This is a genomic window from Thermoproteota archaeon (assembly GCA_003352285.1).
Classification (GTDB): Archaea; Thermoproteota; Nitrososphaeria; order Nitrososphaerales; family Nitrosopumilaceae; genus PXYB01.
In genome coordinates this window covers 489626-506825 of the sequence record QQVN01000005.1, presented here as the reverse complement: position 1 = coordinate 506825, position 17200 = coordinate 489626, and the positions used below count along the sequence as shown (strand labels likewise).

Genomic DNA, 17200 nt, shown 5'->3' with positions numbered 1-17200 from the left:
TTTTTTACGAAGACATACATAGATAAGGATAAAACTCTCTCCAAAAATTATTTTTTGTGAAAGTACTTATTATTGGATTAGGTTCTATCGGATTGCGTCATGTTAGAAACCTTCTAACAAATACAACGTATAAGATTGTAATTTTTACGAAAAGGAAATACCCCGAATTCAAAGAAAATAAGAGAATAACTCTTTCCGATTCATTAGAAAAATGTTTACAAGAGAAACCAACAGTTGCTTTTATTACTAATGAAACTGCATATCATATTTCCTTAGCTACTTTATTGACAAAAAATGGACTTGATCTGTTTATTGAAAAACCATTATCAAATTCATTAGACGGAATAAAAAAATTACAGAAAATTACGAAACAAAAAAAATTAATCACTCAAATTGGATGTAATTTACGATTTCATAAATGTATTAAGAGAATTAAGAAATTAATCACACAAAAAAAAATTGGGAAAATAGTTTCTGTACAATGTGAAACTGGATCCTTTTTACCAGATTGGCATCCATATGAAGATTATAGGAATGGATATGCAGCTAAAAAAGAATTAGGAGGAGGTGTGATCCTTACAATGATACATGATATAGATTATTTGTATTGGTTCTTTGGGAAACCTATCCAAGTTTTTTCTACCTCAGGAAAATTTAGTGACTTGAAAATATCTGTTGAAGATTATTCAGCTAGCATTATAAAATTTAAAAAAAATATTACTGCAGAGCTTCATTTAGATTTCTTTCAACGACCTGAATTTCGTAGCATTAAGATTAAAGGTACTAAAGGAATAATATATTGGGATTCTGAAACAAATGAAATAAAATTATTTAGTAATCAAAATAATAAATGGATTAGTGTATTAAAATTAAAAAAATTCGATAGAAATCAAATGTATGTGGATGAGATGAACCATTTTCTAAAATGTGTTAAATCAAAAAAGAAGACGATAAATAGCTTAAGCGAGGGCATTGATACATTGAAAATTGCTTTAGCTATGAAAAACTCTGCAAAATATGGGAGAGTAATACGTCTTGCATTTTAAATCTGTTAACAAGATCTTTAATTTACAAAATAAAGTGATAATTTTAACTGGAAGTGCTGGTCTTTTAGGAACCGAATATGCAAATATTTTAAGTGATGCTGGCGCTACTTTAATTCTCGTTGACACCAACACTACAAAAAATATAGAATTAAAAAATAAAATCAATAAACAATACAAATCCAATTCAATTGCTATGAATGTAGATATTACATCAAAAAATGATGTACAAAAAATGGTACTTGATGTAGTTAGTAAATACGGGAAAATTGACGGTTTAATAAATAACGCTTTTTTGAATCATGCAAAAAATCAATCACAAAATGGAAAGAATTCATTTGAATCATTCCCAATTGAAATTTGGAATAAATCCTTAGATCTTAATCTTACTGCGGTTTTTATCTGCTGTCAGGAAGTCGGAAAAGTAATGGTGAAACAAAAAAACGGTGTAATTGTAAATATTTCTTCAATATATGGGATTTCTGGTGCAGACCAAAGAATTTATGGAAAGAGTAACTTAAACTCCCCTGTTTCTTACGCAGCATCAAAGGGAGGAATAGTAAACCTTACTCGATATCTTGCTGCATATTGGAATAAAAAAAACATTCGTGTAAACACGTTAACACTAGGAGGAGTTCAAGATAATAGCTATCAGACAAAAGAATTCATCAACAAATATTCAGAGAAAACCATTCTAGGTAGAATGGCAAAGAAGGAAGACTATAAGGGAGCAATATTATTTTTGATGTCTGATGCATCATCATATATGACTGGCTCAAATTTAATTATTGATGGTGGATGGACTGCTTGGTAGTTTTTAGTTCTTTTTATTTTCTAAAATTAGTTTTGCTAAATTAAATTCAAATTCAGTATCGATCATCAGTCCTGTTTCTAAGGGAATCTCACATGGAATCATTTTCTGCATAATTTTTTTTCCTTTTTTGAGAAAATTCTTTGCGTTAAAAACATACAAACCATTCATTTGATAAACTATTGGCGCATCTTGTCTATTCTCAGGAATTTTTTTTAATTTTTTACATAATTGTAAATGACCTTTTTTATTTATCTCTGCGATATTAAAATATGGATTTAGATGTTGTCTATATACTCCGCATACTACATCTGCATTTTTCTTTTGTAGAGTAGTAACTGCTTTTTTAATATCTGTAATACGTAAAAATGGTACAGTGCAATCTAAAAGTACTACAATTTCAAAATCGAAGTCCATAGAATAAAGTTTTTTTATTCCATCAATTAGTGCATCTTCCATTGATGCTTTATTCGTTGCCAATTTTTTTGGTCTTATAAATGGAATTTCAGCACCAAATTTTTTTGATATTTTCGCTATCTCTGGATCTTCAGTTGATACAATAACATGACTAAAAAATTTTGAATTAATTGCCTTTTCAATTGTATAAGCTATCAGTGGTTTTTTTTTAATAATCCGAATATTTTTTTTTGGTACGCCTTTGGAACCGCCCCTAGCTCCTATAAAGCAAATTGGTTTTGTCATTTTCATCTATTTTTTTAGTTTTGATGTATATCAATGAACTGTTTTTGAATTGGAATACTCCATACTGATGAACTATGCAAAGTGTCTACAAATTTTTCAGTAGTATTTTCTATATAACCAAAAAAACTCATTTCCTTAAGTCTTTTATTCTCAACTTGTCTAATCGCTTCAAGAATACTTTTCTTATTTGGTTTGACATTAACTATATCTTTATTTTTACTTCTGTTCAACTGTCTAGTCCCGATATTGATTGCTGGTGTACCAAAAACTTCTGCTTCTCTTATAGCCGCACTAGAATTACCTATTATGAATTGAGCATTTTTTAAAATTGTTAAAAAATAAAGAAATCTAATTGATGGAAACACGGAAAACTTTTCTCCTCCTTCGATCCTTTTTATTTCATCTAGAATAATCTCTGTCCCAGTATCGTTATTTGGGTATATCACTACATAATTTTTTTTAGAGTCTATTAACGCAGAAATCACTTCACTAATTTGACTATGTAACGAATTCAATTCAGTGGTAACAGGATGAAAGATAAACACCGCGAAATTATTAAATGGAATTTTATAATGTTTTTTTACTGTTTCTATTGAGGGCAATTTCACACTAGTCATGACTTCAATATCGGGAGATCCAATTACAAAAATACTATCTTTTGATTCTCCTAATTGTATTAATCTTTTTTTTGCATCATCATTTGCTGCAAAATGAACATGAGATAATTTTGTTATCGCATGACGAATTAACTCATCCACAGTTCCTGAAATTTCTCCACCTTCTATATGAGCAACCAAAATATTGTTAAAAGAACCTACAATTGCACCCGCTAATGCTTCTATTCTATCACCATGAACAATTATCATGTTAGGATGAATTTCATTAATATATTTTGAAAAGCCTACAATTGTATTTGCCAAGATAATATCTTGTTTGTTAGTATCTAATTGATTATGAAATATGGTGATATTTTTATAACCATTTTTTTGAACTTCTTCAAATGTATTTCCATATTTTTCCAAAGTATGCATTCCAGTAACAAAAATATGACACTCAAAATCTTTCTCTCTGTCAATTGCATCCATTAATGAACTGAGCTTTCCAAAATCAGCTCTTGTTCCTGTAAGAAAAACAATTTTTTTAGTCATTAATCATACTCCATTTAAGTTGTGTATTCTTTTTGATATCTTGTTTAGATTTTTTACTAGTTAATTTTTCAAAATACTTTGCTCGTATCTCTCCTGTTCCTGGTCTCTTAACCCAAATATTTTCTTTTGAAAAAGATTCTCCTTTTTTAATATCTTTAATTGATACAACTGAAGCATAGGCAAATTTTGCAGTTATTTTTTCATCTGGGAGAATATTCTTTTTATTTCCTAATGCTTTAAAGATTGCATTACTTCCAAAAATAAGATCTCTTAACTCTGCAGGACTAATGGATATTGGAATATCTGGTCCTTTCCAATTTTTATTTGAAGTAAAATGTTTTTCAATTATTGATGCTCCAAGTGCCACTGCACCAAAACATGTATAATTTCCATAACTATGATCACTTAGACCTACAACTGTGTTTGGAAATTTAGTTTTTAATTTAGAAATAAATCGTAATCGAACATCCTCATATGGTGTAGGATACATTGAAGTTACATGCATTAACGCAAAATCAATTTTTGCTTTTTTTAAAATCTTAACACTATTAGTAATTGTGGATATATCGTTCATTCCAGTGCTTAAAATAATTGGTTTTCCAAATGACGCAATATGTTTTATTAACGGAAAATTATTACACTCACCTGAACCAATTTTATATGCAGAAACTTTCATTTTTTTTAACCTATTTGCAGCAGCACGGGAAAAAGGTGTATTAAGATATATCATATCTAATTCTTCTACATAGTTTTTTAATTCGATTTCTTCTTCTTCAGAAAAAGAACATCGTCTCATAATATTCCAAATTGATTCATTTGCATTAGCAGGTACAACATCATTTTCAATCATTTCATCTTCGATTATATGACATTGAAATTTTACACATTCTGCACCGCTCAAATGTGCATCTTTTATCATTTTTTTTGCTTTAGTAAAACTACCTTCATGATTAATTCCAATTTCAGCTATTATAAATGGGGGGTTATCTTGACCAATCTTTCTTTTTCCAATTTTAATTGTTTTAGGCATTTTTTTTAATAATTTCCTCGAGATTAAAAAATAACTGTTAAGATATTTGAGTGTCTGATTAAAAATAAAACGTACGATAAATTTAATATTTTGAAAAAATCATTGATTTTTTTCTTAACTAGTAAGATATTTTTACTAATTATTATTAACCGCTTTGATGAAAAAATACAACGTAATTTTCATACTAGTTGATGGTTGTAGAGTAGATCGTATTCATAAGACTCCTATTTTTGAGCAACTTCAAAGTCAAGGGACATTTTTTTCACAAATGATATCATATGCTCCCTACACACTTGCTTCAATGAATTCGATCTTTACAGGAATGTATGGTACAAAAAATGGGGTTGATGCATACTACAAGATGTTTAAACTAAATGAAAGTTCTAAAACAATAGCAGAATATCTCTCTGAAAATGGGTGGTATACACAGGGTGATGCAATGCGTTTGAGTTTGGTATCCGATAGAGGCTTTGATAAAATTACAGAACATGATGAAAAAACAACCAACTATGAGGTGGTGCACTGTGATATGTTAGATGAAATTGTAGAAAAATCAAACGGAAACCCATTTTTTGCTTATTTACATTATCCAAAAATTCACACATCTATTGTGGAGGCTGTGTTTTCTAAATATGATGATTTTTCGGATGAATATTTTGCTAAAAAAAATCAAAACCTAAATGATTATGATTCATATCTGTCTACCGCAGGGCATTATTTAGAAACAATTTTTGAAAAAATCCGTTCCCTTAATTTAGAAAAAGACAGCATCATTATTGTTATGGCTGATCATGGGATGGGAGTTGGCGAAAAAAAAGGAGAACGAGCATATGGAGTATATACATATGATTATTCTATCAAAAGTTTCTCAATATTTTTACAACCTGCTATCTTCCCAAAAGGAAAAAAAATTTCTGACTTAACTCGCACAATAGATGTTATGCCCACAATTTTGGATATCTTAGAAATTTCACATGACCAAAACTACCAACAAATGCAGGGTATGACACTTTTACCCTTACTAGATGGGAAAATAAAAAAATCTTTTTTTTCAAAAAAATCATCCCAAGAGAGATTCGCATTTTCCGAAACAGGAGGCCTTTATGGACCATGGCCTTCTCCAAATGAACCTAATGTAAAATGTATCAGAACAAACAAATGGAAATTAATACATAATACTACTCCTAACACATGGGAATTTTATAATTTAGAAAATGATCCTGGAGAAAATAATAACATCTATGACGAGAATTCAAAAACAGTAAAAGAACTACAAAAAAAATTAGAACAAATCCAAAACGAATAAAAATTTAATATAATCTCTTATCCGCCATTAAATATGAAAATCATCTCTCAGAATCTCGCAAATTATGGTTTTCCAATGCCAGAAGACGTAATTTTTCGTATTAATTTAGCTTGGTGTAATAGCCTATCTGAATTAGAAGAAATCTTGAAAAAACATAAAACTACTCCTATTTTTCTTGATCTTCCTGTAGGTCGCTTAAAACCTCCAAATAACAAATATTCCATGGAAGATCTAATTCCTATAATTAGATCATTTGAACAAATCAAATATTTTGCAATTTCAAATGTTGAATCAAAATCCAACCTTGAAGAGTATGTCCAATTATTACCTAAAGGCGTTACTATAATTCCAAAAATCGAAAGTCCCACTGCAGTTGATAACATAAAGGAAATAACAGATTTTTTAAATTACTCAAAACGAATTATCATGCTAGATCATGATGATCTATTCTCCGCAATTTTACGTAGAAAAGAACCTGAATCTAAATTCAAAGAATATGTCAAAACCCTAATTGATTTTTGTAATGAAAATAATATCATTCTTTTACGTACTGTTGGAGTAATCTTCAGCGATGATGAAAAACGTATTTCACAATATATTAAATGAAAGTGGATTATTAGTTGACTAGTGCATATTCGATAAATATTGATGAAAATGTTGCAATGGATATTGAACAATTATCCTCTGATGGTTTTTTACCACTAACATCTTTTTTGGATTATGAAAATCTTGATAGTGTTCTAAAAACAATGCGATTAAAAAATGGAGAAATTTGGCCAATTCCGATTCTTTTCCCAAAACCCGCAAAAGAAGTTCATCGTGGAGATGAATTAACATTAAAATTTAAAAATCAAATATTTGCAAAATTAACTATAACTGACTCTTTTAGTTATGATCTTTTAAAAATATCAAAGTTCTTTTTTGGAACAACCAATACAGATCATCCTGGAGTCAGTAAACTAAAAAATTCATCTACTGAATTTATTACCGGAAAATTAAAAAAATTAAAAAAACTGTCCTCAATACTTAATGTTGAATCATATTCCCCTACAGATTCTAAAAAAATCATTAAAAAACGAAATTGGAAAAAAATTGTTGGATTTCATACTCGAAATCCTCCCCATAGAGCCCATGAATTTTTACATAAGTGCTCGTTAGAAAATTCAGATGGATTATTCATTCATCCTGTAATTGGCAGTAAAAAAAGTGGAGACTTCTCTAGCTCAGCAATCATGCATAGTTACAAAAAATATATCACTCATTATTTGCCGAAATCAAACGTTATTCTTAATCCATTGTTAACTTATTCAAGATATGCTGGTCCTAAAGAAGCCGTTTTTACTGCATTAATTAGAAAAAATTATGGATGTACACATTTTATCGTAGGCAGAGATCATACAGGAGTCAAAAATTTTTACGGAAAATATGATTCACAAAAAATCTTTAAGAAACTTCCTGATATTTCACTTGAAATTTTAACTTATGATGAACCATATTATTGTAAAAAGTGCTCACAAATCACAACCTCTAAAACTTGTCCTCATGGTTCAAAGTATTATGTTGAGATTAGTGGAACTATCATTAGAAATTCTATTTTGAACAAATCTAAACTTTCAGAGATCTATATGCGTCCTGAAGTTATCAAATATTTAAAAATGAAAAAAAATGTCTTTGTTAAATAGACTAATGTTTTCCTTCTCGTACTACACTAACTAACGAATATAGTATTATTGCAGCCACCATCAAAAGTGCGCCTAAAACTACTCCTCCAACCCCTAATAACGCAATATTTGTGATAACTTTGTTCGTTTCAGTAAAAATCTGTAACGTCCATACAACAAAAAATAATCCGATTCCAAATAAAACTACTCCTGGAATTCCATAAAATGTTAATGGTCTATCTATTGAAACAAATTTCATTGTACTCAAAATTACTGAAGCTCCATGAGAAACTGGATGATGAGTTGACGTATCCTCACCATACAAAATTTCTATTGGAACCTCTGCTATTCGAAAATTCTGTTTAGATGCTTTAATCAAGATCTCTGTTGAAATACCCATTCCCTGTTCAGATGGATTTAAATTTTTTAATACATTATTACTATAAGCCCTAAACCCACTTTGGGCATCAGAAATTTTTGAACCTACAGTAGCATTTGTTAATCCCGTAATAACTTTAATTCCTAATTTTCTATATTTTGGAACATTATCATTCTTACCCAAAAATCGTGAACCAATAACGATGTCTGCCTCATTATTTTTTATTGGCTCGGTAACTTTGTTTATATCGTCTACTTTATGTTGACCATCTGCATCAAATGTGACTAAAATATCAATATTCATTTCTTTTGCCTTGAAAAAAATGGATTTAATTGCTGCACCGTAACCTAAATTCTTTTCATGACTAATTACAATTGCTCCTAACTCTTTTGAAATTAATGATGTAAGATCTTTTGAGCCATCATCACAAACGATAATTGTGTTTGATATTTTTTTTAATTTTAGAATAATTGCAGCTATGTTTTTTTCCTCATTGAATGCAGGAATTCCAATTGCTAAATTCAAGTAACTGTCAACTTTTTTACTAACTATTTAAATTACTAGATGAAAAAATTAACTACAATTATAGTCGCTTTTTAACAAAATCAATTGATTTTACTGGTGAAGGATCAATTTTTGATAAAACTCCTCTATAAATTGAGGCATAATCTAGCAGGTATACTAAATGAATAATTTTTGAAAGAATACTATTCCCTTCAGCAAAAACATTTCTGTACTGTATGTTATTTTTCTCAAAATATTCCTTTATAATCTTCCATCTTTCTTTGGTTTTCACATAATCATTTTTACCTTGTATTAAAATTGGTTTAGGAAATGTTTGATTTTCCCAAGCTACAATTCCATTATGACACGCCTCTAAAACATCTTCAGCAATAACATGAATTTTTGCATTTTCTTGTAATGAGCTCTTAAATCTAATCGCTGCTGCTTGCAATCCATTAGGATAATAGATTAGTGGCAGTTCAGTAATCCATTCAGCAAGTGTTAATGAAGGATTATCTTCATTTAGATTTGATGACGAAATTTCTTTGTTGGTTTTTTTTAGCTGTTCAATAGACTCTGTAATATCATTAGTATCAATTGGAATTTGAGGTTTTAAAATTTTTAACATAGAATATAAAAATGCAGTAAACGAAGCTCTTGGGGAATGTATTTGATCTATGTGTCTATGATGGATGTTATTTTTTTTACAAAAATCTTCTAACTTTCCTCCTGATGAAAAACCAATTGCATTTACATTATTTTTTACAGCGTAATCAAGAACATTTAGAGTTTCTACAGTATTGCCCGAAACACTTGTTGCAATTACAAGAGAGTTTTTACTAACAGTTTTAGGTAGCAAATAGCCTTTTACTATTGATACATGTGCATCAGTTTTAGATAAGATCGAACTAAAAATATCTCCAATAGCTCCTGAACCCCCCATTCCTACAAAAACAAAATGATCTATTTCATCAAAGTCTGTCTGCTCAAATTGATTGTTGAAGGATTCTTCAGCGATTCTAGCCCATTGATCATAAATTTTGTACATTCCTTTAGAATCATATCTATTAAGATCATCAATTTCCAGCAATTCCTAACTTTTACGGTCACCACTTTATAACGTTTCAAAAATTAATTATTTACAACGAAAATTATCATATTTTAAATATTGCAAATTTTTTTTGCAATAAATGGAAAATCAAAAAAAAAGTGATTCCCAATTAAAAACGGTTGAGTGGAAAAACAATAAAGTAATAATGATTGATCAGACTAAATTACCTACAGCATTAGTTTTTGTCGAATATGATAACTTTCATCAAGTTGCAGATGCAATTAAAACATTAGTGGTAAGAGGAGCTCCTGCTATTGGTGTCTCAGGTGCTTTTGGTTTAGGATTAGCAGCATTACAAAGCAAAGCTTCTACAAAAGAAGAGATTCTAAAAGATCTAGAAGAAGCCCGCTCGATTTTACAAGCAACAAGACCCACTGCGATAAATCTCAAGTGGGGATTAGATAAAATTATGGAAATTGCACGACAAGGAAATAATGTAAGTGAAATCAAACATCAAATCATTGAATCTGCAAAAAAAATTGCTGATGATGACATTACTACCAATATGATTATGGGAAAATTTGGTTCAGAAATGTTTGATGATAAAGACACAATAATGACACATTGTAATGCTGGTGCACTAGCTACTGTTGCATATGGTACCGCATTAGGTGTTATTCGGGCCACAAAAGATAGTGGAAAAAATATCAAAGTAATTGCAACAGAAACGAGACCTGTTCAACAAGGATCTCGTCTTACCGCTTTTGAATTAAAACATGATGGTATTGATGTAAGTCTTATTCCAGATACTGCAGTTGGATATGCAATGGCGAACAAACTTGTAAACAAAGTTGTGGTGGGAGCTGATAGAATTTTACGTACTGGACATGTTTATAACAAAATTGGTACATTTCAGGTCGCAACCCTCGCAAAGCAACATAATATTCCATTTTATGTGGCAGCTCCATTATCTACATTTGATCTTGAGAATTCTCCTGAGAATGTTATAATTGAACAAAGAAATCCTGAAGAAGTTACTGGAATTGGAGATAAGAAAACTGCTCCAGATGGCATTAAAGTTATTAATCCTGCATTTGATATGACTCCTCCTGAGCTAATTACTGGCATTATTACTGAAAAAGGAGTAGCAAAGCCCCCCTATGAAGAATCTATCAAAAAGTTATTTGAAGCTAATTAATAGAAAGTTTTTATTGTTTTTCTAATCTTTTACAAAAATATGAGTACTGTAACATCTGAAGCTGTTAGAAATTCTTTAAAACAATGTATGGATCCTGAAGTTCCATTAAACATTGTTGATATGGGTTTAATCTATGGAATCGATGTTGTCGAAAATAATGATGTTAATATCAAAATGACTATGACTACACAAGGATGTCCTCTACATGAAACTTTGGTCCAAGATGTTACTAGATATGCAAAAAAAGTCCCAGGCGTAAATAATGTCAAAGTTGACATTGTTTGGGACCCGCCATGGTCCATGGATAAAATGTCTGATGATGCAAAAGCTATTCTAAAGAACATGGGTGCTGGATTAACCACCCCTGCTCCAATAAACTATGAAACTGCAATGCCACAAGGTGTAGGAAAACTAGTAAAACAGGATGATGGTTCACTCGTTCTTGCAAATGAACATGAACAAGGATTCATGGTTAATCAGGCAATTGTTGACTTTTGGAAATCTTGTAACGGACAACGCAAAATTACTGAACTAGTTGAGCTATTTGCACAACAGACCGGTTTACAACGAAACCAAGTAGAAAAAGAAGTAATGCAACTGGTAAAACAACTTAATGATGGGGGTCTATTGGTGATTCCAAGTGGATCAGATGGGCCAAATGTAGAATTTAAGAAAAACTAGAAAATATAGTTTGAATTTGCTCCATCAAAGTTAATCGTAGTTCCTGACAGATATTTTATTTTCTTTTCAACAATAGATTTTACAAAATTTCCTATCTCTTTTGGATCTCCAAGTCTTTTCATTGGTAGTGACTCTGAATATTTTTCTACATCATCAATTAACTCTCTAGTTCTGTCAGTATTGATTGGACCTGGGGCAATATTGATGCAACTGATGCCTCTTGCAGCAAATTCTTTACTTAGAATTTTAAATACACTAGTAAATGCTGTTCTATAAGCACTCGACATAATTAATTTTGAATTAGGCTCTTTGATCACATTGGAACTAATTAGAAAAATGTATCCTCCATTATTCACTTTAATATCTTGTAGTATTATACAGAATCCTAGAAATAACTGCCTGTGAAATTTTTCCCATTCTTCTTGAGTAATTGAGTAGAATTCTTTTGCTGGAGGGCCTCCTGTATTCAAAACAAGAATATCCGTTTCATTATTTGATGTAATAAAATTTTTGATACTCGAAATATCAGATGTATCAACATGTTTTTTTGATGTTGCAATCACATCAAAACCTAATTCATTTAGCGAATTAGCAATCGCTTTTCCAATTCCTCTTGAACCACCAAAAACAATTGCTTTAGACATGATTTACTTGATCAGATTTCTTTTATTTCTGTTATTGTTCCTTGTACCGAATCCATTCTAATAATTGCCTTTTTTTCATCCCAACCCAAGGCAACATACCAATCCCCTGCATCATTATGGTATTTTGTTTCTAGAGTCTTTATCTGACTAGGTTGAATGTTGTATTTTTTTGATATTCCTGAAACTGCTAGAGATATGGCATCTTGTTCTTTTTCAAGACGACGCTTCATTAATCCAATACCTGGACTCATGACTAGTCATGGTTTTTCATCTAAATATAGTTACTTGATTATAATGAATATGATTTTAATAATTAAAAATATTGAAGATCTATATATCATTAATTAGAAAGTAGAAAAATGAAAGCAATTCCACGTTTAAATTCTATATTCTCAAGACGTTACTCAATTTTATCCATTATTGGTATTCTTTCTACATTTGGAACGGGTCAAATGTTGTCCGGTGGTGTATGGGATGCAGCATCTCATGCATTACGTGAACCAGAAAGCTTTTGGTCAATACAACACGTTGCAGTTTATGCTGGAGTATCAATGATTGCAATATCAGCTATCCTGGGATTAATTCTATTAAAAAAATATAATCTTGATAAATTTATCAGACGTGGAATTCAACTAATTACTGTAGGTTCTATCTTGCAAATTATATCAGGATATGGTGATTCTATATCACATGACATTTTTGGAATAGATGGATTGATTTCGTTATCTCATCAGCCTTTAGAACTTGGATTGATTTTAACCGCACTAGGAGGATTTTTAATTATAAAACATCACTCTAGTACAAACATTAGAAAATTATTGCCTATTTCAACTGTGATTTTACTTTTATCAATTCTCTGGTTAGGGTTTAATCTTACGCTCTTGGTCGGCGGTGTAGTACTTTGTATTCCTGTTTATGAGATATTCTCATCTGGATGTGCAATTTTATAATTATTTAATTTTCTATAAAACTTAAACACAATAAGCATCATACCAACCAGTACCATAACACCGGGAATCATCATCTCATCAGAGTTTGTATCTCCAAATTCTGAATTAATCAATATTTTATCTTGACTTAGATTTGTAATCTTCATTGTATATCTTTGACTGGAAGAAAATTCAAAATAGTTTATTGCAAGTTTTGTTTCAATTTTTTTATCTGAGATAATCCCATTTGAATCCAATATCTGCACAAATACAGAATCACCTAGTTTTGGTAATTCAATCTTGTAGAATCCTTTTCCCTCTCCTTCAAAATCTAGCATTATGGAATTTGCTTCTAATACTTCCAGTTCCATGATCTGAGAAATTTTTGTACTTTCTGAATACACAAATCCAATCCAAACTATTCCTAAAACCGTCAGAATGACTCCAATTTTTAATAAATTTAGCCTCAAATACACTACAGGTGAGAAAATTCCTACATAAATTAGCTCCAATGAATAAATTTTGATAAGAAGGGCTCGGAGGGCTTCGATCCCTCGACCTGGCGGTCCGAAGCCGCCCGCACTATCCAGACTGTGCTACGAGTCCAAAAAAATAAGCATTTAACAGGCCTAAATACCTGTCTAGATGACTTTGAAAGTTTCAAAAAAAGTTTCAGGTGTTGAATATGCAATTAGAGATATTGTTACAGCTGCAAGAAAATTAGAATTACAAGGAAGACAAGTAGATTATCTTAACATTGGTGATCCAGTGCAGTTTGGATTTCAACCACCTGATAATGTCAAAGAAGCTTTAATCAAAGCTATTCGAGATGGCGAAAATTACTATTCTGCATCAGAAGGAATTCCTGAATTACGAGAGGAAATCACAAAGAAGGAAAAAGTAAAAGGATTGAATGTTAGTGCAGAAAATATTCTTGTAACAAATGGCGTATCAGAAGGACTTGATATGGTAATATCATCAATCGTTGAAGAAGGTGATGAAGTTTTACTTCCAGGTCCATACTATCCACCTTATGCCTCTTACGTTAGATTGCATGGCGGTATTCCAGTAGAATTTGCAGTTGATATGCAAAATTCAAAACCAAACATTGATGATATTAGATCTAAAATTACAAAAAAAACAGTTGCAATTTGTCTTATCAGTCCAAATAACCCTACTGGTCTCGTGTTTAATCAAAAGTCATTAAAAGAATTAGTTGATGTAGCAAATGAAAATAATCTTTACATTATTTGTGATGAGATATATGATCAAATAGTATTTGATGAACAATTCACTGGTATTGGCAAAGTCGCAGGAGACTCGCCTGTTATATTACTAAATGGATTCTCCAAAGTCCATCTAATGTCTGGATGGCGAATTGGATATATTGCATTTAACAACTCACCACAGTTAGCATCCATTCAAGAAAACTTGCCGAAATTAGCTCGTGTTAGAATTTCTACCAGTCTTCCAGTACAGTATGCTGCACTGGAATCATTACGTGGACCACAAGGATACATTTCTGAATTTGTAAATGAACTAAAAAAGAGAAGAGACTTGGTAATAAAGAGACTAAACTCAATTCCGGGACTCTCTTGCCCTAATCCAAAGGGGGCATTTTACGCATTTCCTAAAATTGAAAACAATCCCTTTTCCACTGATGAAGAATTTGTCTTGCAACTACTTGAATCAAAAGGTGTGCTTACCGTTCATGGTTCAGGATTTGGAAAACAGTATGGTAGCGGTCATTTTAGATTAGTATATTTGCCAAATCTTGAAACTCTGGATTCTGCATTAAATAAAATTGAAGAGTTTATGTCTCAATAACTCCATGTGACTATTTTTCTTGGATTTATCTCAATAATACAATCAGTATCATCTAGCAATTCTTTTGCAGATTTATTCTCTAATGACTTGAAATATCTTAATAGGATTTTTTTTGCAATTTTATTTACAGTATTTTCTTCTTGAATTAATTTTGCATTTGCATTTCCCATAATGCCATAGATGTCAGGAGACTTTATGCCAGTATCTATGCAAAAACTAACTTTTTTGTTTCTCAGAAGATTTTTTGCTTTTTTTGTTCTAGTGTTTGTTCCGATGTAAAATTTTTTTTCAGAATAAATATACCATACAGGAACTACATGGGGAATTCCCTTTTCTGAGATTGTAACTAGTCTTAGAATTTTCTGTGATTTTAAAAATTCATCTTGCTTGGACATTTTTTCTAAATCCCATTCCTACCATAAATATTCCAAACGAAATCATTGCAACAGATACTTTTTCATTTGTAAATTCCCCATTGATAATAAAGTCAGATACAAATTCAGGTCCCCATAAAATTAACTGCCGCACTAAGACTATAACTGCTGAAATAATGAATAAAACACCAATAGCAGTATACCAATTTCTGCCACGACGATAATATTCGTGACTCATTTAGATGATTTTAATTCCAGGATTCTTTAGTTTGTTTTTGATCATTGCATTAAGCAATAATGGAGTTGCAATCTCTGCAAGATATGACAGTGAGCCAGGTCCAAGATAGATTGGTCTAAGCCCTTTAATCTCATTAATTAAACCATTAACGATATCTACAGAACCCTTATCGTCTCCACATACAAAAATATCATAATCTAAAGCTAGTTTAGGATTGATGAGTTTTTTTTCTGATATTACATGAAAGGCAGAAACTAGTTTTGATTTGTCTTTCATATGTTTTGATACTAATTGATATGAAAATGGTTTGTTGTCTTTTAGTGGAATAAACTCAAAGCCTACATCAGTCTTTGTCATTGGTACAATAGGGGAAATAACCGTACATGTATCTTTGACTACGGGTAATACTTGGGAACATACAGAATCAATATTCTCATATGGAATTGATAAAATCAAGACATCACTTTCCTTTGAAATTGCAACATTGTCATTACCTGTAATACTTCCTTTGATGTTCCCGAATTCTTCTTTTGCTGTCTGTGAATATTCATTTGCAGAAGCAGAGGCTCTTTCTGCATCTCTTGAGCCAATTAAAACATCATGATTAATACACCATCTGAGTGCAAATCCTTTTCCCATTCCCCCTGTTCCACCAATAATGCCTATCTTCACAAAACTACTCTGGCAATGTTATTATTATCTCTATTTGACATTCGAGTAAAATCTTGACTTCGATCATTTTTCTCAGACATGGTCAGGCCAAAAATAATACTGAACGTCTATTGGCAGGAAGAACAGAAGGCGTTCCTCTAACAGACACTGGTATTAAACAAGCAGAATCCATTGCAGGATTCATCAAGGAGATGAAAGTTGATCACATCTATACTAGTCCAATTCAACGTGCAAAGCACACTGCCGAAATAGTTGGAAATCATAATTCCATTGATCCAATTGTAGATGAACGATTAATTGAGCTAGATATGGGAAAATTTACCGGAATGAAATATGATGACATTTTCTCTAGTCATGGAAATGTTTTTTTGAAATTTTATCAAGGTGATGTTGAAATTGCACATCAAGGAGTTGAGACATTTGCCCAAGTCAAATCTCGGGTTCAAAGTATTGTAGATCATGTGATTTCACAACATTCAGGAAAAAATATTGTCTTAGTAACGCATATGGATCCAATCAAGGCAATGATCTCTTCAGTCCTTGGATTATCTCCTGAAAGAATGTTTGAACTAATTGTTGCAAATGCATCAATTAATGTATTCAAGGAATATGATGGAAAATTATCACTTAAAGCGATTAATGTAATGAATCCATCAAGATTCGATCAGGATTGGTAACTGCAAATCTTCAAAACCCTTAAATAGAAAGTTTGGGCCACGTGAAATCAACCGGGATATGAGGAGTATAACAGCAGTATTCTTAGTTTTGACGATTCTAGTAGTAATTCCAACAGTTCAATATGCATTTGCGGCTGGAGATGAGCCTGGAGAATATCTGGATAGACGTGTAGAAATTTGGAATCTTTTCTTTAGAATGATGACTGTAGCATTTACAATTGGCGCCATAGTATCTGGTACTATAGTATGGCTTTGTTGGCGATTTAGAGAATCTCATCCAAAAGCATCTCCAACAGAATATGAAGCAAAGGGAGAATGGTAGAAA

21 protein-coding genes, 1 tRNA gene and 1 pseudogene are annotated in these 17200 nt (G+C 31.2%); 11 read left to right on the top strand and 12 right to left on the bottom strand.

Annotated features, from left to right (window positions below):
- Positions 1-56 precede the first annotated feature (56 nt).
- Both DWQ18_09250 and DWQ18_09245 read left to right on the top strand, forming a co-directional pair.
- The gene (locus DWQ18_09250) at positions 57-1046 is read left to right on the top strand and encodes a gfo/Idh/MocA family oxidoreductase (GenBank protein RDJ33314.1); all 990 of its coding nucleotides are present in this window, start codon (positions 57-59) and stop codon (positions 1044-1046) included.
- Positions 1036-1857 (top strand): SDR family NAD(P)-dependent oxidoreductase, encoded by an 822-nt coding sequence (locus tag DWQ18_09245; GenBank protein RDJ33313.1) that lies wholly within the window; start codon positions 1036-1038, stop codon positions 1855-1857. Before DWQ18_09250 ends, DWQ18_09245 begins: the two co-directional genes overlap by 11 nt.
- 3 nt (positions 1858-1860) lie before the next feature.
- Here the strand turns inward: DWQ18_09245 and DWQ18_09240 are convergent, their stop codons facing one another.
- Genes DWQ18_09240 through DWQ18_09230 form a run of 3 tightly spaced genes read right to left on the bottom strand, consistent with a single transcriptional unit; the run spans position 1861 to position 4734 of the window.
- Positions 1861-2562 (bottom strand): acylneuraminate cytidylyltransferase family protein, encoded by a 702-nt coding sequence (locus DWQ18_09240; protein ID RDJ33312.1) that lies wholly within the window; start codon positions 2560-2562, stop codon positions 1861-1863.
- Positions 2563-2570: 8 nt separating this feature from the next.
- Positions 2571-3704, bottom strand: a complete 1134-nt coding sequence (gene neuC, locus DWQ18_09235) for a UDP-N-acetylglucosamine 2-epimerase (hydrolyzing) (GenBank protein ID RDJ33311.1) — start codon at positions 3702-3704, stop codon at positions 2571-2573.
- Positions 3697-4734, bottom strand: coding sequence for a polyhydroxyalkanoate biosynthesis repressor PhaR (locus tag DWQ18_09230; GenBank protein RDJ33310.1), 1038 nt, complete (start codon positions 4732-4734; stop codon positions 3697-3699). Before DWQ18_09230 ends, neuC begins: the two co-directional genes overlap by 8 nt.
- Positions 4735-4891: 157 nt before the next feature.
- On the opposite strand from DWQ18_09230, the gene DWQ18_09225 reads away from it, so the two are divergent.
- The 3 genes from DWQ18_09225 to sat are packed head-to-tail and all read left to right on the top strand — an operon-like array spanning position 4892 to position 7722.
- Positions 4892-6040 (top strand): DUF4976 domain-containing protein, encoded by a 1149-nt coding sequence (locus DWQ18_09225; protein RDJ33309.1) that lies wholly within the window; start codon positions 4892-4894, stop codon positions 6038-6040.
- Between the two features lie 33 nt (positions 6041-6073).
- Positions 6074-6646 carry a hypothetical protein gene (locus tag DWQ18_09220; GenBank protein ID RDJ33308.1) on the top strand — a complete coding sequence of 191 codons (573 nt, stop codon included), beginning with the start codon at positions 6074-6076 and terminating at the stop codon, positions 6644-6646.
- A 14-nt stretch (positions 6647-6660) separates the two neighbouring features.
- Entirely contained in the window at positions 6661-7722 is a 1062-nt protein-coding gene (gene sat / locus DWQ18_09215; protein ID RDJ33307.1) for a sulfate adenylyltransferase, read from the top strand.
- A 93-nt stretch (positions 7723-7815) separates the two neighbouring features.
- On the opposite strand, the pseudogene DWQ18_09210 reads toward sat, so the two are convergent.
- Positions 7816-8605, bottom strand: a pseudogene (locus DWQ18_09210) (glycosyltransferase family 2 protein).
- 58 nt (positions 8606-8663) lie between these two features.
- On the bottom strand, positions 8664-9632 hold the full coding sequence (locus tag DWQ18_09205) for a glucose-6-phosphate isomerase (protein RDJ33464.1): 969 nt from the start codon (positions 9630-9632) through the stop codon (positions 8664-8666).
- Positions 9633-9774: 142 nt separating this feature from the next.
- Between DWQ18_09205 and mtnA the strand changes: the two genes are divergently transcribed.
- Positions 9775-10833 (top strand): S-methyl-5-thioribose-1-phosphate isomerase, encoded by a 1059-nt coding sequence (gene mtnA / locus DWQ18_09200; GenBank protein ID RDJ33306.1) that lies wholly within the window; start codon positions 9775-9777, stop codon positions 10831-10833.
- A gap of 39 nt (positions 10834-10872) precedes the next feature.
- Complete coding sequence (locus tag DWQ18_09195; GenBank protein ID RDJ33305.1) at positions 10873-11514, top strand: DUF59 domain-containing protein; 642 nt, start codon at positions 10873-10875, stop codon at positions 11512-11514.
- On the opposite strand, the gene DWQ18_09190 is transcribed toward DWQ18_09195, so the two are convergent.
- Together DWQ18_09190 and DWQ18_09185 are read right to left on the bottom strand one after the other, a co-directional pair.
- Positions 11511-12158, bottom strand: a complete 648-nt coding sequence (locus DWQ18_09190; protein RDJ33304.1) for an SDR family NAD(P)-dependent oxidoreductase — start codon at positions 12156-12158, stop codon at positions 11511-11513. The genes DWQ18_09195 and DWQ18_09190 overlap by 4 nt on opposite strands.
- Before the next feature lie 11 nt (positions 12159-12169).
- Positions 12170-12409, bottom strand: coding sequence for a hypothetical protein (locus DWQ18_09185; protein RDJ33303.1), 240 nt, complete (start codon positions 12407-12409; stop codon positions 12170-12172).
- Between the two features lie 108 nt (positions 12410-12517).
- On the opposite strand from DWQ18_09185, the gene DWQ18_09180 reads away from it, so the two are divergent.
- Positions 12518-13108 carry a hypothetical protein gene (locus DWQ18_09180; protein RDJ33302.1) on the top strand — a complete coding sequence of 197 codons (591 nt, stop codon included), beginning with the start codon at positions 12518-12520 and terminating at the stop codon, positions 13106-13108.
- On the opposite strand, the gene DWQ18_09175 is transcribed toward DWQ18_09180, so the two are convergent.
- A complete protein-coding gene (locus tag DWQ18_09175; protein ID RDJ33301.1) occupies positions 13072-13599 on the bottom strand; it encodes a hypothetical protein in 528 nt (175 codons plus the stop codon). The two genes, DWQ18_09180 and DWQ18_09175, sit on opposite strands and share 37 nt — an antisense overlap.
- 19 nt (positions 13600-13618) lie before the next feature.
- Positions 13619-13693 (bottom strand) — tRNA-Arg (locus DWQ18_09170).
- 45 nt (positions 13694-13738) lie between these two features.
- Between DWQ18_09170 and DWQ18_09165 the strand changes: the two genes are divergently transcribed.
- Entirely contained in the window at positions 13739-14914 is a 1176-nt protein-coding gene (locus DWQ18_09165) for an aminotransferase class I/II-fold pyridoxal phosphate-dependent enzyme (protein RDJ33300.1), read from the top strand.
- On the opposite strand, the gene DWQ18_09160 is transcribed toward DWQ18_09165, so the two are convergent.
- Genes DWQ18_09160 through npdG form a run of 3 tightly spaced genes read right to left on the bottom strand, consistent with a single transcriptional unit; the run spans position 14908 to position 16198 of the window.
- Positions 14908-15309 carry a pyridoxamine 5'-phosphate oxidase family protein gene (locus tag DWQ18_09160; protein RDJ33299.1) on the bottom strand — a complete coding sequence of 134 codons (402 nt, stop codon included), beginning with the start codon at positions 15307-15309 and terminating at the stop codon, positions 14908-14910. The two genes, DWQ18_09165 and DWQ18_09160, sit on opposite strands and share 7 nt — an antisense overlap.
- On the bottom strand, positions 15293-15526 hold the full coding sequence (locus DWQ18_09155; GenBank protein ID RDJ33298.1) for a hypothetical protein: 234 nt from the start codon (positions 15524-15526) through the stop codon (positions 15293-15295). The genes DWQ18_09160 and DWQ18_09155 overlap by 17 nt, the downstream gene beginning before the upstream one ends.
- Complete coding sequence (gene npdG / locus DWQ18_09150; protein RDJ33297.1) at positions 15527-16198, bottom strand: NADPH-dependent F420 reductase; 672 nt, start codon at positions 16196-16198, stop codon at positions 15527-15529.
- A 53-nt stretch (positions 16199-16251) separates the two neighbouring features.
- Here npdG and DWQ18_09145 point away from each other — a divergent pair, with 53 nt between their 5' ends.
- Complete coding sequence (locus tag DWQ18_09145) at positions 16252-16875, top strand: histidine phosphatase family protein (GenBank protein ID RDJ33296.1); 624 nt, start codon at positions 16252-16254, stop codon at positions 16873-16875.
- Between the two features lie 58 nt (positions 16876-16933).
- On the top strand, positions 16934-17197 hold the full coding sequence (locus DWQ18_09140) for a heme transporter CcmC (protein ID RDJ33295.1): 264 nt from the start codon (positions 16934-16936) through the stop codon (positions 17195-17197).
- The last annotated feature ends 3 nt before the right edge of the window (positions 17198-17200 follow it).